This is a genomic window from Actinotalea subterranea (assembly GCF_008364845.1).
In the GTDB taxonomy this organism is placed as follows: Bacteria; Actinomycetota; Actinomycetes; order Actinomycetales; family Cellulomonadaceae; genus Actinotalea; species Actinotalea subterranea.
Genome location: NZ_VTTP01000011.1, coordinates 77,726 through 93,105, shown reverse-complemented (window position 1 = coordinate 93,105; position 15,380 = coordinate 77,726). Strand labels below are relative to the sequence as shown.

General features: G+C 73.5%; 10 protein-coding genes. 7 read left to right on the top strand and 3 right to left on the bottom strand.

From position 1 onward, the window contains the following. Positions 1-53 precede the first annotated feature (53 nt). Complete coding sequence (locus tag FZ988_RS15810; RefSeq protein ID WP_149205046.1) at positions 54-1,442, bottom strand: DUF6421 family protein; 1,389 nt, start codon at positions 1,440-1,442, stop codon at positions 54-56. A 668-nt stretch (positions 1,443-2,110) separates the two neighbouring features. Between FZ988_RS15810 and FZ988_RS15805 the strand changes: the two genes are divergently transcribed. Beyond that, positions 2,111-3,631, top strand: a complete 1,521-nt coding sequence (locus tag FZ988_RS15805) for an SDR family NAD(P)-dependent oxidoreductase (RefSeq protein ID WP_149205045.1) — start codon at positions 2,111-2,113, stop codon at positions 3,629-3,631. A 294-nt stretch (positions 3,632-3,925) separates the two neighbouring features. Next, positions 3,926-5,749 (top strand): DEAD/DEAH box helicase, encoded by a 1,824-nt coding sequence (locus tag FZ988_RS15800; RefSeq protein ID WP_149204998.1) that lies wholly within the window; start codon positions 3,926-3,928, stop codon positions 5,747-5,749. Positions 5,750-5,845: 96 nt separating this feature from the next. Here FZ988_RS15800 and FZ988_RS15795 read toward each other — a convergent pair whose 3' ends face one another. Further along, positions 5,846-6,445 carry a PilZ domain-containing protein gene (locus tag FZ988_RS15795; RefSeq protein WP_188079136.1) on the bottom strand — a complete coding sequence of 200 codons (600 nt, stop codon included), beginning with the start codon at positions 6,443-6,445 and terminating at the stop codon, positions 5,846-5,848. A 217-nt stretch (positions 6,446-6,662) separates the two neighbouring features. Then, a complete protein-coding gene (locus FZ988_RS15790) occupies positions 6,663-7,211 on the bottom strand; it encodes a cob(I)yrinic acid a,c-diamide adenosyltransferase (protein WP_149204996.1) in 549 nt (182 codons plus the stop codon). 309 nt (positions 7,212-7,520) lie between these two features. Here FZ988_RS15790 and FZ988_RS15785 point away from each other — a divergent pair, with 309 nt between their 5' ends. The 5 genes from FZ988_RS15785 (at position 7,521) to FZ988_RS15765 (ending at position 15,252) form a co-directional block, all read left to right on the top strand. Further along, positions 7,521-8,321, top strand: a complete 801-nt coding sequence (locus tag FZ988_RS15785) for a hypothetical protein (RefSeq protein ID WP_149204995.1) — start codon at positions 7,521-7,523, stop codon at positions 8,319-8,321. 31 nt (positions 8,322-8,352) lie between these two features. Next, positions 8,353-9,414, top strand: coding sequence for a CbiQ family ECF transporter T component (locus FZ988_RS15780; protein ID WP_149204994.1), 1,062 nt, complete (start codon positions 8,353-8,355; stop codon positions 9,412-9,414). Next, complete coding sequence (locus FZ988_RS15775) at positions 9,411-11,069, top strand: ABC transporter ATP-binding protein (RefSeq protein WP_149204993.1); 1,659 nt, start codon at positions 9,411-9,413, stop codon at positions 11,067-11,069. The genes FZ988_RS15780 and FZ988_RS15775 overlap by 4 nt, the downstream gene beginning before the upstream one ends. Beyond that, entirely contained in the window at positions 11,066-11,947 is an 882-nt protein-coding gene (locus FZ988_RS15770; protein WP_149204992.1) for an ECF transporter S component, read from the top strand. Before FZ988_RS15775 ends, FZ988_RS15770 begins: the two co-directional genes overlap by 4 nt. A gap of 419 nt (positions 11,948-12,366) precedes the next feature. Next, complete coding sequence (locus FZ988_RS15765) at positions 12,367-15,252, top strand: vitamin B12-dependent ribonucleotide reductase (RefSeq protein WP_149204991.1); 2,886 nt, start codon at positions 12,367-12,369, stop codon at positions 15,250-15,252. Positions 15,253-15,380: the final 128 nt, after the last annotated feature.

The window sequence follows — 15,380 nt, the reverse complement described above, 5'->3', positions numbered from 1 at the left end:
TGCGGGCCCGTCCGTCGGGCGTGGGCCCGGCGCCGTGCCCTGGTCGTCCCCGCTCAGGCTGTGGTCCCGGTGATGCCCGCCGTCGAGTCCACCACGTCCCCGATCCTGCGGGTCAACGCCTCGAAGAACATCGACAGGGGGAACTCGTCCGGGAGCACGGCGTCGGTCATCTCCTTGAGCGGTCCCGTCAGGGGCAGGGCGTCGGGGCCCTTCGCCCAGGTCGACGCGGGGTGCGGCGTGACGGTCGTCGCGACGAGCTCGTAGGCGGCGAGCCAGTGGGCGATCTTCGGCCGGTCGATCGAGCGCCAGTACAGGTCCTCGATCTGGCGGCCGAGGGCCAGCACGACCTCGGGCACCTCCGCCCAGTCGATGCTCAACCGGTTGTCGGTCCAGTGCAGGACGTGGTGCTGGTGCAGCCAGGCGAAGAGCAGCTGGCCGCCGAGCCCGTCGTAGTTGCGCACGCGTGAGCCGGTGATGGCGAAGCGGAAGATGCGGTCGAAGATCACCGCGTACTGGACGAGGCGGGCGTGCTCGACCCCGGCCTTCTCGAGCGCGACCGCCTCGCGGAACGCCGTGAGGTCGCACCGCAGCTCCTCGAGCGCGTACAGGAAGAAGGGCATGCGCTGCTTGATCATGAAGGGGTCGAAGGGGAGGTCGCCGCGCATGTGCGTCCGGTCGTGGATCAGGTCCCACATGACGAACGTCTCTTCCGCGAGCTGCTGGTCCGCGAGCAGCCGGGCGGCGTCGGGCGGCAGGCTCAGCCCCGTCGTGTCCGCGGCCGCACGGACGACCCGTCGGAAGCGCGCCGCCTCCCGGTCGGCGAAGATCGCGCCCCACGTGAACGTGGGCACGGACCGCATAGCGACGGTCTCCGGGAACAGCACCGCCGAGTTGGTGTCGTAGCCCGCGGTGAAGTCCACGAACCGGATGGGCACGAAGAGGCGGTTCGAGTAGTCGCCGGCCTCGAGGTCCGCGACGAACCGGGGCCAGATGACCTCGACGACCACCGCCTCGAGGTGGCGGTCGCGGCTCCCGTTCTGCGTGTACATCGGGAACACGACGAGGTGCTGGAGGCCGTCGACGCGCTGCTCCTGGGGCTGGAACGCCACGAGCGAGTCGAGGAAGTCCGGCACCCCCATGCCCTCGTCGGCCCATCGCCGCAGATCGGTCCCCAGGGCCGCGAGGTAGGTCCCGTCGTGCGGGAACAGGGGGCTCAGGGCCGCGACGTCGTCGGCGACCCGCCGCACGAGGTCGGCGGCGCGCGCCCGGTCCCCCTCGACGGGCACGGACCCGTCCTGCGCCTGCAGTGGCTGGAGCTCGGCCACCGCCGCCTTGAGGTCGTGCCACGCGGGGTGCTCGACGGCGGGGGCCGAGGTGGGCCTGGGTCCGACGGCGTCGTCGCCGGTGGGGCCCTGCGCGGCCGGTGCGCACCACGTCGTCAGGTTGTGCAGCAGGTGCCGGGCGGACCCGCCCTCGCGCAGGTCGGCGGCGACGACGGCCGCGCGGGCCCCGTCGCCGGCGCGGGCGCCGACGACACCCACGACCGTCCCGGCGGGCGTGCGCAGGAAGGGCGCGGCCCCGGTGGCCCCCGCCTCGAGGTGGGCGTCGACGGTGCCCTCGAGGTCGACGACGCGCGCCACGAGGTCCTCCCGCGTCACGCCGGTGCAGGACGCCCGGTCGGGCACGATCGCCGTGGGCTCCGAGGCGCCCGGGCGCACGAGGACGCCGTAGCGGGCGACGAGGTCGACGATCTCCGGAGCCCATGGCCCGGCTCCGACGACGACGAGGCCCGCTCCCCCGGCGAGGGCGTCCGCCTCCTGCGGTCCGAGCGAGGCGCCGGGGCTCAGCACGAGCACGTCCGGCGGCTCCTCGAGCGTGAGGGGCGCGGCGCCCTCGGTGCGTGTCAGGGCCGAAGCCGCCCACCTGACCTGCGGAAACCGACCCATGATCGTGCCCCACCCTCTCGCGACGGCCGAAAGCTACTGCACGGTACGGTCGCTCCTCCGGGCCGGTCAACGGGTGCGCTGCGTAGAGTGCTCCGGGCGCCACCGCCCGCAGAACCCGGACCGAGGACATGACGACGACCGTGCAGCCCCCCGCCTCCCCGCCGATGGACGGCGACCACCACGTCGATGACCCGACGGACGGAGCGACGCCGCGCATCGACCCCGCAGAGCTCGAGCGCGCGCTCGCCGTGCTCGCCGAGGCGTCCCTGCTGCCCGCCGACCACCCCGACGCCCTCGCGCTGCGCCGCGCCACCGCGCGCCTGTTCAAGGCGGTCAAGAAGCAGCGCCGCCTCGACCGGCGCGCCGCCATCAGCGCCGCGGACGCCGCCGTCGTGGCCGCGACCGCGACCGGCTCGCCGCAGCGCATCGACGACGAGACGGCGGGTCTGCCCCTGATCTCCCAGACGCGCGGCGCGAGTGCCGGGACCCTGCGTCGTCCGCGCGCGTGCTACGTCTGCAAGGAGCTCTACACGGCCGTCGACGCCTTCTACCACCAGCTGTGCCCTGCGTGCGCCGCCCTCAACCACGCCAAGCGGGACGCACGGACCGACCTCACGGGACGGCGCGCGTTGCTGACCGGCGGCCGGGCGAAGATCGGCATGTACATCGCGCTGCGGCTCCTGCGCGACGGCGCGCACACCACCGTGACGACGCGGTTCCCCCGGGACGCCGTGCGCCGGTTCACGGCCATGCCCGACAGCGCCGAGTGGCTGCACCGCCTGACCGTGGTCGGCCTGGACCTGCGTGACCCGGCCCAGGTCGTCGCGCTGGCCGACGAGGTGGCTGCCGCCGGACCGCTGGACATCCTCATCAACAACGCGGCGCAGACCGTGCGGCGGTCCGCAGGCGCCTACGCCCCGCTCGTCGAGGCCGAGCGCGCGCCCCTGCCCGAGGGCCCGCTGCCGCACCTCGTCACCTTCGAGCACGCGAGCGACGCGCACCCTGCGGCGCTCGTCAGGTCGATCGGCTCGGGCGCGGTCGCGCACCACGACGACGACGCGGCGCCCGGCAGTGCCCGGGCGCTCGCCGTGGCGCACGCGGACCACCTGACGGCCCAGGCTCTCGCCGGCGGGTCGTCGTCGCTCGCGCGCATGGCCAGGGGCGACGCGATCGACGCCGGCGGCCTGCTCCCCGACCTCCACGACAGCAACAGCTGGGTCGCGACGGTCGACCAGGTCGACCCGCTCGAGATGCTCGAGGTGCAGCTCTGCAACGAGACGGCACCGTTCATCCTGGTCAGCCGGCTGCGCCCGGCGCTCGCCGCGTCCCCGGCCCGCCGCACCTACGTCGTCAACGTCTCCGCGATGGAGGGCGTGTTCTCCCGCGGCTACAAGGGTCCAGGACACCCGCACACCAACATGGCGAAGGCAGCCGTCAACATGCTCACGCGCACGAGCGCCGCCGAGCTCCTCGCCGACGGGATCCTCATGACGAGCGTCGACACCGGGTGGATCACGGACGAGCGGCCGCACCCGACGAAGGTGCGCCTCGCCGAGGAGGGCTTCCACGCCCCGCTCGACCTCGTCGACGGCGCTGCGCGTGTGTACGACCCGATCGTGCGCGGCGAGAACGGTGAGGACGTGCACGGAGTATTCCTCAAGGACTACAAGGTCGCAGGCTGGTAGGCGGCCCCACAAGGGTGCTGCCCGGACGCTGTCCGCGGGCCCCCTGGGCGTCGTCACCGACCGCCTGTGTCGGGCGTCACGCGCGGCGCCCGAGGGCGACGGACGCTCCGTCGCGTAGACTTCCCGTGCAAACCCCTTGGAGTACGTCGCTCCTCCCTGTGTGTGACCGCCGGGCCTGATCGCCGCGGCGGCTGTGTGCAGCCGGCCCCGTGCCGGCCGATCGAGAGTTCGGGACTGCGACGGTCGACGGCACCGCCGTCCTCGCTCCCACCTCGACGACCGACGGGATCCCCCATGTCTGCTGCCCCCACGCCCGACGCTGCCCGCACGAGCCCGGACGGTGCGCCCGAGCTCGACCTCATCGACCTGGGCCTGCCCGAGCCGCTCCTGCGCGCGGTGCTCGACCTCGGCTTCACGCGGCCCACCCCCATCCAGTCCGCCGCGATCCCGGCGCTCCTGGGCGGGCGCGACATCACCGGTGTCGCCCAGACGGGCACGGGCAAGACGGCGGCGTTCGGCCTGCCCATGCTCGCTGCGGTCGACCCGACGATGGGCAAGGTGCAGGGGCTCGTCCTGACCCCGACGCGCGAGCTCGCGATGCAGGTCGCCGAGGCCCTCGACACGTTCGCCAAGCACGTCGGCGGGCTCGAGATCGTCGCCGTCTACGGTGGCGCGCCCTTCCTGCCCCAGCAGCGCGCCCTGGCACGTGGCGCCCAGATCGTCGTCGGCACCCCCGGCCGCGTCATCGACCACCTCGAGCGTCGCTCGATGCGCCTGGACAACGTGCGGATGCTCGTCCTGGACGAGGCCGACGAGATGCTCCGCATGGGCTTCGCAGAGGACGTCGACAAGGTCTTCGGCTACGCGCCCGCCGAGCGTCAGGTCGCCCTGTTCTCCGCGACCATGCCGCCGCCCATCGTCCGCGTCGCCGCGCAGCACCTGCGGAACCCCGTCCAGATCGCCGTCTCGCGGCAGTCGTCCACGGTGACCAACGTCCAGCAGACGTACGCGGTGGTGCCGTTCCGTCACAAGATCGGGGCGCTCGCCCGCGTGCTCGCCACGTCCGACGCCGACGCGGCGATCGTCTTCACCCGCACCCGCGGGGCGGCCGAGGAGGTCGGCACGGCGCTGATCGACAAGGGCATGTCCGCCGCGACCATCTCGGGTGACGTCGCGCAGAAGGACCGCGAGAAGATCGTCGAGCGCCTGCGCGCCGGGTCGCTCGACATCCTCGTCGCGACCGACGTCGCAGCCCGCGGGCTCGACGTCGACCGGGTGGGCCTCGTCGTCAACTTCGACGTCCCGACCGAGCCCGAGGCGTACGTCCACCGCATCGGGCGTACCGGCCGCGCCGGACGCACCGGACGGGCCCTGACGTTCGTCACCCCCAACGAGCAGGGTCGTCTGCGGGCGATCGAGCGCACGATCCGCCAGAAGCTCGAGGAGGTCGCCGTCCCGTCCCCCGCCGACGTGTCCGCGCACCGCGTCACGGCCCTCCTGGCCCGCGCGACGGACCGCCGCGAGGCCGGTCGCCTCGACATGTACCGGTCCGCCGTCGCGACCTTCATCGCGGAGAGCGGGATGGCCGCGACCGAGCTCGCCGCCGTCCTGGCCGCCCTCGCCGTCGGTGACGCCGGCCCGTTGGCGCAGGCCGCCGAGGAGCTCGAGCAGAGCCCGCTGCAGCACGCCCGCGGCGCGGGGCGCACGGACGACGGCCGGATCTCCTTCACGAGCGAGGAGCGCGCCCGCACGGCCGCCCGGCGCCCGACCACGGGAACCCGGTACCGCGTCGCCGTCGGTCACACGCACGGCGCACGTCCCGAGGCGATCGTCGGCGCCATCACGGGCGAGGGCGGCCTGACCGGCAAGGACCTCGGCAAGATCGACATCTTCGCGAGCTTCAGCCTCGTGGAGATCACCAGCGAGCTGTCGCCCGAGGCGTTCCGTCGCATCGGTGGCGCCCGGGTCGCCGGCCGCCCCCTGCGCATCAGCGTGGACGAAGGCCCCCGCGGGCACTCGGCCGCACGCGCGACGGCGCACCCCGGGACGCAGCACCGGCCGCCGTCCAGCCGGCCCCGCCGTGCGCCGCGTCCCACGCCGGACACCGCGCACGCCTGACGCCCGCTCCGGACCCGGTGCCCCGCACCTCCCGCGCACCGGGTCCGCGGCAGGGACTGCCTCCTCCCGCACGGGCGGCGAGGGGCTGAGGAGTACCTAGGCCCGCTGCTCGGAGCGCTGGGCGAGCTGGCGGCGCTGCTCGTCGAGCACGAAGCGGAACAGCTCGTCCGTCACACGCTCCGAGGCTCCGACGATGCGGCAGCCGTGCGCGAACTCCCCGCGCAGCTCCTGCGCCCGCAGCACCTCCACCACGAGGTCCAGCGGGGCGCGGGACTGCGTGAAGCGCACGGCCAGGCGCGTCCCCGCCTCGATCTGGCGGGCGCAGCGGATCCGCATGCCGTGCGCGCTCACGTCGAGCACGTGGATGTCGAGCGGCTCGTCGAGCGGGACGAGCTCCGTCCCCTCCAGTCGCTGCGTCACGTGGATCGGCACCGCGACGGGCACGCGGACGGCGGTGCGCTGCTGCACCACCTCGCGCAGCCTCAGGTCCCGGAGCTCGATACGACCGGCCGCGCTGAACGCGACCACGGCGTCGTAGGTGCACGTGCCCCGGTGGTCGCTCAGCACCTCGACGACCGCGTCGTCGCCCTCCGCGAGCCAGCCCCCGGAGAAGTGCTCCGCCTCCACGAGCAGCGAGTGCGCGCCGTGCTCCCGGACGAACCCGCGGGCTAGGAGCTCCCCGGTCGGTGCATGCACACGGCACGGATCGAGCTCGAACACCACGACGCCTGCCTCCCGCAGATGAGTCCGCCGCAGTCCCCTGGGCGCGCTGCGGCGCCATCGACGGTGAGCGCGACTATACGACCCGCGGCCGCCCCGGGACGCACCCCGTCACCCGTCTGCTGCGTGTCTCACCCGGCGCATCACCCGCACGCGCCGAGCAGTCCGGGGGCACCGTCTCGGCGCCGGCCCGTCAGTCGTGGCTCGCGGGCTCCTCGGCGTCACCCGCTGCGTGCCGGGCGACCACGAACAGGAGGTCCGAGAGGCGGTTGAGGTAGCGCAGGACGGGGTCCGCGACGTCGTGGCCCTGCGCCTGCGACTGGACGACGTGCCGCTCGGCGCGCCGGACCACGGTGCGCGCGTGGTCGATCGCCGCCGACGCCGCGTTGCTGCCGGGGACGACGAACACGGGCCGCAGCGGCCGCTCACGCACCAGCACGTCGATGAGGCCCTCGAGCCGCTCGACCATCTCCGGGGTGACCAGCGAGACGCCGGGCTCGAGGCGGTCCCGGTGCGCCGGGTTGGTCGCGAGGTCGGCGGCGGCCACGAACAGCTCGCGCTGCCGGTCGAAGAGCAGGTCGGCGATGCGCCCCGGCGGGCACGCAGCCCTGGCCACACCGAGGAGCGACACCGCCTCGTCGACGTCCCCGTAGGCGTCGACGAGGACGTCGGCCTTCGACACGCGTTGCCCCAGGAAGAGCCCCGTCGTGCCGTCGTCGCCGGTCTTCGTGTAGATCCGCATCGTCACCCCAGGTCGTCGGACGCCCGCACCGGCGCGGCCGCGGCGCACGGTACGGTGATCCTGCCATCCCACGGATGGCACCTCTGCACGTACGCCCTGCAGCCAGGGGAAGCCGGTCCGAGTCCGGCGCTGACCCGCAACCGTAGGCCGGACCCCGTCCGGCGAGCCGGAGCACCTGGCGCAGGTCGAGAGGCTCCTACCGTCGAGGAACGCGGGACGGGGCCCGGTCGCCGAGCCGCACCGCGGGGTCCCCCCGCCTCTGGTCACGGGTGCCGGGTCCGGTCACGGACCACTCAGAAAGAGGCACCAGTGCCGAACCTCCTCCCGACCCTTCCCACCCTCCCGTCGCAGCCGCGCATCCCGCGCGGGCGCCCCGGCCGACGCGGCGGGACCACCGCGCTCCGCCTCCTGGCCCCCGGGCTGCTCGTCGCCCTCGCCGGTGCGGCGCTCCCGGCGACCGCCGCGGCGGCCGGGCCCGTGGCTGCCGTGCCCACCGGGGCGTGCACCGACGACACGGGAGTGACCGTGGTCGTCGACCTCACCGACCTCGGCGGCGAGGTCGAGGTCGCCTGCGCGACGGACGCAGCGACGGGCACCGAGGCGCTCCAGGCCGTCGGCTTCGTCGACACGCGCGACGGCGCCGGGATGATCTGCGCGATCGACGGCCTGCCCGACCCGTGCCCCGCGACCTTCGAGGGCTCGTACTGGTCGTACTGGTACGCGACGCCCGACGGCGAGTGGCAGCCGTACATGGAGGGCTCCGACACCGCGGTGCCGCAGCCGGGCAACCTCGAGGGCTGGCGCTACAGCGACGGGACCGCGGGCCCGACCGTGACCCCGGCGGTCGCGCTCGCGACCGCTCCCGACCCGGCCGAGGACGGCGAGGCGACCACCTCTGGTGAGGACGACACCACCGGCGACGACGAGGCCGGCGGCGCGGCTGACGGCACCGAGCTCACCGCGACCGACACCGAGCCCGCCACCGACGAGGGCCCCTCGCCGGTGCTGCTCGCCGGTGTCGGCCTCGTCGCGGTCCTCGCCGTGGCGGCGCTGCTCCTCGCGCGCCGCCGCAACGGGGCGGGACCGCACGGGCCCGCCGGCCAGGACTGAGCGGGGGGCAAGGACGACGCTGACGACGACGATGCACCCCCTCGCCTGGTGGGCCTGGGCCCTGGGACTCGCGGTCGCGACCACGCGCACCACGAACCCGGTGGTCGTCGGGCTCGTCCTCGCGGCGGTGGTGCTCGTCGTCGTCGCCCGCCGCGAGGACGTGCCCTGGGCGCGCGCGTTCCGCGGCTACCTGGTGCTCGGGCTGTGGATCGTCGTCCTGCGGGTCCTCTTCTACGTCGTCGTCGGGATCAAGACCCCGGGGCTGGTCCTGATCGACGTCCCACGGGTCTCCCTGCCCGCGTGGGCGGTCGGGGTCGAGCTCCTGGGCCCCGTGACGCTCACCGGCCTGCTGACCGCCGTCTACGGCGGGCTCAGGCTCGCGACGCTCGTGGTGTGCTTCGGGGCTGCCAACGCGCTCGCGAACCCACGGCGTGCGCTGCGGTCGCTGCCCGCGTCGCTGCACCAGCTCGGGACCGCAGTCGTCATCGCCGTGAGCGTCACGCCGCAGCTGGTGGCCTCCGCGGGTGCCGTGCGGCGCGCGCAGCAGCTGCGCGGCTCGGAGCCCCGAGGGCTCGCGCTGCTCCGTAGGACGGCTGTCCCGGTGCTGACGGACGCGCTCGACCGCTCCCTGGCGCTCGCCGCCTCGATGGACTCGCGGGGGTACGCGCGTGCCCTCCCGGGCCGCAGCGACCGCCGCGTCGGGGCGCTCCTCCTCGGCTCGCTCCTGGCCGCCGCCCTGGGCACGTACGGCCTGCTCGACGGCACCGCACCCGCGTGGCTGGGCGTGCCCGTGCTGCTCGTGGGGCTCACAGCGGCAGCGGTCGGGTCCACGCTCGCGGGTCGGCAGGTGCGCCGCACGCGGTACCGCCCGGACCGCTGGGCCCTGAAGGAGACCGTCGTCGCGGCGTCGGGCCTCGCGACGGCCGCCATCCTGGTGCTCGTGTCCGTCGGCGACCCGAGCGCCCTCGGCACGGGCGCCGTGGACGCGTGGCCGCAGGTCCCGCCCGTCGCGCTCGTCTGCGCCCTCGTGGCCGCCGTGCCGGCGGTCGTCGGGCTGCAGCCGCTCGGGCGGGCAGCCGGGAGCAGCGCATGATCCGCTTCGACCGCGTCAGCGTGACCTACGCCGGCGACGCCGTCCCCGCGCTGCGCGAGGCGACGTTCCACGTGCCGGAGGGCGAGCTGTGCCTCGTCGTCGGACCGACCGGCTCGGGCAAGTCGACGCTCCTGCGCGCCGCGTGCGGCCTCGTCCCGCACTTCTCGGGCGGCCTTCTCGAGGGGCGCGTCCTCGTGGACGGCCGGGACACGCGCGACCACGCGCCGCGGGACCTGGCGGACGTGGTCGGCGTCGTGGTCCAGGACCCCGCGACGGGGTTCGTGACGGACACCGTCGAGGAGGAGCTCGCGTACGTCATGGAGCAGCTCGGGCTGTCCTCGGCGGTCATGCGCAAGCGCGTCGAGGAGGTCATGGACCTCCTCGGGCTCGCCGCGTTGCGGGACCGCCCGCTCGCGGACCTGTCCGGCGGCGAGCAGCAGCGCGTCGCGATCGGCTCCGTCCTGACGAGCCACCCGCGCGTCCTCGTGCTGGACGAGCCGACCTCGGCCCTGGACCCCTCGGCGGCCGAGGACGTCCTGGCGGCGCTGAGCCGGCTGGTGTCGGACCTCGGCATGACCGTGCTGCTCGCCGAGCACCGCCTCGAGCGCGTCGTGCAGTACGCGGACCGGGTGCTGCTCGTCGGACCCGACGGAACGGTCGTCAGCGGCCCACCCGCGCAGGTGCTGGCCACCTCGCAGGTCGCCCCGCCGATCGTCGAGCTGGGTCGGCTCGCGGGCTGGGACCCGGTCGCGCTCTCGGTGCGGGACGCCCGTCGCAAGGTCGTGCCCCTGCGTGAACGGCTCGCCGAGGTGGCCGGCCGGGGTGCGCACGGCGCAGTGCCGGCGCCGACAGGCAGCGCGCCCACCGCCCCGCACCTCGCAGCGTCGGGCGGCACGCTCCTGACCGCCCGCGGGCTGCACGTGCGCTACGGGCGGACCCGTGCCGTGCGCGGCGTGGACCTCGACGTGCGTGCCGGAGAGGTGACGGCCGTGATGGGCCGGAACGGCGCCGGCAAGTCGTCGCTGCTGTGGGCGCTCCAGGGGTCGGGCCCGCGCACCGCCGGTCGCGTCGCGCTCCCGCTCGCGGACGGCGCCGACCCGGCAGCCCTGCGGCCGTCCGCCGTGCGCCGTCACGTCGCGCTCGTCCCGCAGAACCCGGCCGACCTGCTCTACCTGGAGAGCGTCGCGGCCGAGTGCTCGGCAGGCGACCAGCAGGCGGGTGCGGCGCCGGGCACCACGCGAGGGCTCCTCGAGGGACTGACCGGCGACGTGGCGCCGGCTGCGCACCCCCGCGACCTGTCCGAGGGGCAGCGGCTCGCGCTCGTCCTGGCCATCCAGCTCGCGGCACGGCCGGCCGTGCTCGTCCTCGACGAGCCGACCCGGGGTCTCGACTACGCGGCGAAGGCCCACCTGGCCCACGCCCTGCGGGCGCACGCGGCAGCGGGCGGGGCCGTTCTCCTGTCGAGCCACGACGTGGAGTTCGTCGCCGAGAGCGCGTCGCGGGTGGTGGTCCTGGCCGAGGGCGAGGTCGTCGCGGACGGCACGGCCGCCGAGATCCTGGTGGCGTCGCCGACCTTCGCACCCCAGGTGGCCAAGATCCTCCACCCGCTCGAGATCCTCACGGTCGCGGAGGTCCGCGCGGCCCTCACGGCATGAGGCAGACGCCGGCGGACGTCGGGCACCGGTTCGACGCCGCCGCCGTGCCGCTCGGCCCCCGGACGGTCCTCGCCCTCGCGGCGGCGTCCGTCGCCGGGCTCCTCGCCTTCGGATGGCCGCTGATCGTGAGCCCGGGCAGCGAGCTGGAGCACGCCACGGACGCCCCCCTCGTGCTCGCTGGGGTGCTCGTCGCCGTCGTCGCGGTCGTCCTCGTGGCGCTCGGCGACGGCGGGATGGACGTCAAGGCCGTCGCGGTGCTCGGCCTCCTGTCGGCGGTGGGGTCGGTGCTGCGGCCCATCTCGGCCGGCACCGCGGGGGTCGAGCTCGTCTTCCTCGTGATCGTGCTCGGCGGGCGGGTGCTCGGGCCGGGCTTCGGGTTCGCGCTGGGCTCCACGACCATCTTCGCGTCCGCCCTGCTCACGGGTGGTGTCGGTCCCTGGATGCCGTTCCAGATGCTCGCGGCCTCGTGGGTCGGGCTGGGCGCTGGGCTCCTCCCCCGGCGGGTGCGCGGCCGCCCGGAGATCGTGCTGCTCGCGGTGTACGGGGCGCTGGCCGCGTTCGGGTTCGGGCTCGTGATGAACCTCTCCTTCTGGCCCTTCCAGCTCGGGACGGGCACCGGGCTGTCCTTCGTGGCGGGCGACCCCGTGGGCGCCAACCTGCGTCGGTTCTGGCTGTACAGCCTCGGCACGTCGCTCGGGTGGGACGTGGGCAGGGCGGTCACGACGGCGGTGGGCCTCGCGGCGATCGGGCGACCCGCCCTCGTCGCGCTGCGTCGGACGTCGGGGCGAGCCGCGTTCGGGCCGGCCCCGCGCCCGATTGGTGGCGATTCGTCCGTGACGCTCGGACACGCCGAAGAGCGCGACACGCCGCCCGCCTGATCCGTCCGCGGATCCGGCTCGACGATCGACATGTGCCCCCACCTGCGGCTTCGTCGGGAGCGGTGCGGGCCCCTCAAGATCACCCGATCCGATCTCGCCCTGGGCACTACATATAGTGGTTGCACGCTTGTAAGTTGGGCACACGTAGTGGTGAGACGGAGACCGCACCGCGTGCGACCCGAAGGCCGGCCAGGCCCTCGTGTCAGTGGTCGGGCCTAGTGTCTGAGCTGTCGTGGACGGCTGACGAAGGCCCGGTCCGGCCGCAGGAGGTCCGGGCTCGTCGCACGCTGACGCACCGACCGGAGCTGCTGCACCGAGAACTGACGTCCGGCCCAGCCGGACCACACCGAACCGAGAACCACGAAGTCCGCACCACGTCCAGGCCCCACGGCCGGCGCGACACGGCTGAAGGAGTAGTCATGACAGAGACGTCGGAGAGCACCGGCAAGACGGGCTCCCGCACACCGAAGGCCCGCAAGCGCGGCCTGAGCATCGAGCGTGTCTTCACGACGCCCGGAGTGCACCCCTACGACGAGGTGACCTGGGAGCGCCGGGACGTCGTCCAGACGAACTGGAAGTCGGGCGAGACGATCTTCGAGCAGAAGGGCGTCGAGTTCCCGTCCACGTGGTCGCTCAACGCCACCACGATCGTGACGACCAAGTACTTCCGCGGAGCGGTCGGCACGCCCGTGCGCGAGTGGAGCCTCAAGCAGCTCATCGACCGGGTCGTCCTGACCTACACCAAGGCCGGCCGCGACAACGGGTACTTCACCACCGAGGAGGACGCGACCCTCTTCGAGCACGAGCTCACGTGGATGCTGCTCCACCAGGTGTTCTCGTTCAACTCCCCCGTGTGGTTCAACGTGGGTACGCCGTCGCCGCAGCAGGTCAGCGCGTGCTTCATCCTCGCCGTCGACGACACGATGGACTCGATCCTCAACTGGTACCGCGAGGAGGGGATGATCTTCAAGGGCGGCTCGGGCGCCGGCCTGAACCTCTCCCGGATCCGCTCCTCGCGCGAGCTGCTCTCCTCGGGCGGGACCGCGAGCGGCCCGATCTCCTTCATGCGTGGCGCGGACGCCTCCGCCGGGACCATCAAGTCGGGCGGCGCCACGCGCCGTGCGGCGAAGATGGTCGTCCTCGACGTGGACCACCCCGACATCGAGGAGTTCGTCGAGACCAAGGCCCGCGAGGAGGACAAGATCCGCGCGCTGCGTGACGCGGGCTTCGACATGGACCTCGGCGGGCGCGACATCGTGTCCGTCCAGTACCAGAACGCCAACAACTCGGTCCGCGTGAGCGACGAGTTCATGGAGGCCGTGCGCGACGGCGGCTCGTTCGGTCTGCGCGCGCGCACCGACGGCAGCGTGATCGACACCGTCGACGCCAAGCAGCTCTTCCGCAAGATCGCCGAGGCGGCCTGGGCGTGCGCCGACCCCGGCCTCCAGTACGACTCCACGATCAACGACTGGCACACGAGCCCCGAGTCCGGCCGCATCACTGCGTCGAACCCCTGCTCGGAGTACATGCACCTCGACAACTCGTCGTGCAACCTCGCGTCCCTCAACCTCCTGACGTTCCTGCGTGCGGACGACACCTTCGACGTCCCGAAGTTCGAGAAGGCCGTCGAGCTGGTCATCACGGCGATGGACATCTCGATCTGCTTCGCCGACTTCCCCACCGAGGCGATCGGCGACACCACGCGCAAGTTCCGCCAGCTCGGCATCGGCTACGCCAACCTCGGCGCGCTGCTCATGGCGACGGGCCACGGCTACGACTCCGACGGCGGCCGCGCGCTCGCCGCCTCGATCACGTCGCTGATGACCGGCACCGCGTACAAGCGTTCCGCAGAGCTGGCCGGTGTCGTGGGCCCCTACGAGGGCTACGCCCTCAACTCCGCGGCCCACCAGCGCGTCATGCGCAAGCACGCGGCCGCGAACGACGACATCCGCACCCTGCACTCGATGGACGCGGACATCCACGCGGCTGCGACCAAGGTGTGGGCCGAGGGCAACCAGATCGGTGAGCGCAACGGCTGGCGCAACGCCCAGGCCTCCGTCCTCGCCCCGACCGGCACGATCGGCTTCATGATGGACTGCGACACGACCGGCGTTGAGCCGGACTTCTCGCTCGTCAAGTTCAAGAAGCTCGTCGGCGGCGGCTCGATGCAGATCGTCAACCAGACGATCCCGCGCGCACTGCGTCGCATGGGGTACGCCGAGGAGACCATCGAGGCGATCGTCGAGTACATCGCCGAGCACGGCCACGTCGTCGATGCGCCCGGCCTGAAGACGGAGCACTACGAGGTCTTCGACTGCGCGATGGGTGAGCGCGCGATCTCCCCGATGGGGCACGTGCGCATGATGGCCGCGGTGCAGCCGTTCATCTCCGGCGCCATCTCGAAGACCGTCAACATGCCCGAGTCGGCCACGGTCGAGGAGATCGAGGAGATCTACTTCGAGTCCTGGAAGATGGGCATCAAGGCACTGGCGATCTACCGCGACAACTGCAAGGTCGGTCAGCCGCTCTCCGACGCCAAGGCGAAGGGCGCCTCCGTCGCCGTCGAGCCGGTCGCGGCCGCGAGCGAGGCGGCACCGGCCCGGGCGACGCGCAAGCGCCTGCCTCGCCAGCGCACGTCGCTGACGACGTCCTTCACGGTGGGCGGCGCGGACGGCTACATCACTGCGGGCTCCTACCCCGGTGACGGGCTCGGCGAGCTGTTCCTCAAGCTCGGCAAGCAGGGGTCGACCCTCGCCGGCGTGATGGACGCGTTCTCCATCGCCATCTCGGTGGCGCTGCAGTACGGCGTGCCGCTCGAGACGTACGTCCAGAAGTTCACGAACATGCGCTTCGAGCCCGCCGGGATGACGGACGACCCCGACGTGCGGATGGCGCAGTCGATCATGGACTACATCTTCCGGCGCCTCGCGCTCGACTACCTGCCGTTCGAGACCCGCGCCTCGCTCGGGATCTACACCACGCAGGAGCGCACGCGGCAGCTCGAGACGGGCTCCTACGAGCCCGTGGCGGCGGACGAGGACGACGACCTCACGGCTCCGGCGGACTCCATCCCGGCACCGGCGCCCGCTGCGGCACCGGCCGCACAGGCTGCACCGACCACGCCGGTGGAGCGCCTCGGTGCCACGGCGGTGCCGCTCACCGTTCACTCCTCGGCCGAGCTCATGGACCTCAAGCAGGGCCGCGAGGCCGATGCGCCGCTCTGCATGAACTGCGGGATCAAGATGCGGCCTGCAGGCTCCTGCCACGTCTGCGAGGGCTGCGGCAGCACGAGCGGTTGCAGCTGACCGCACGCCGCACCGGGTGACCTAGACCGACCGGTCACAGAACCGAAGGACCCCGTCGAGCACCGCTCGGCGGGGTCCTTCGGTACCCGGACCCCGCACATCACCCGCACGGCGCCCTCACGGCCCCT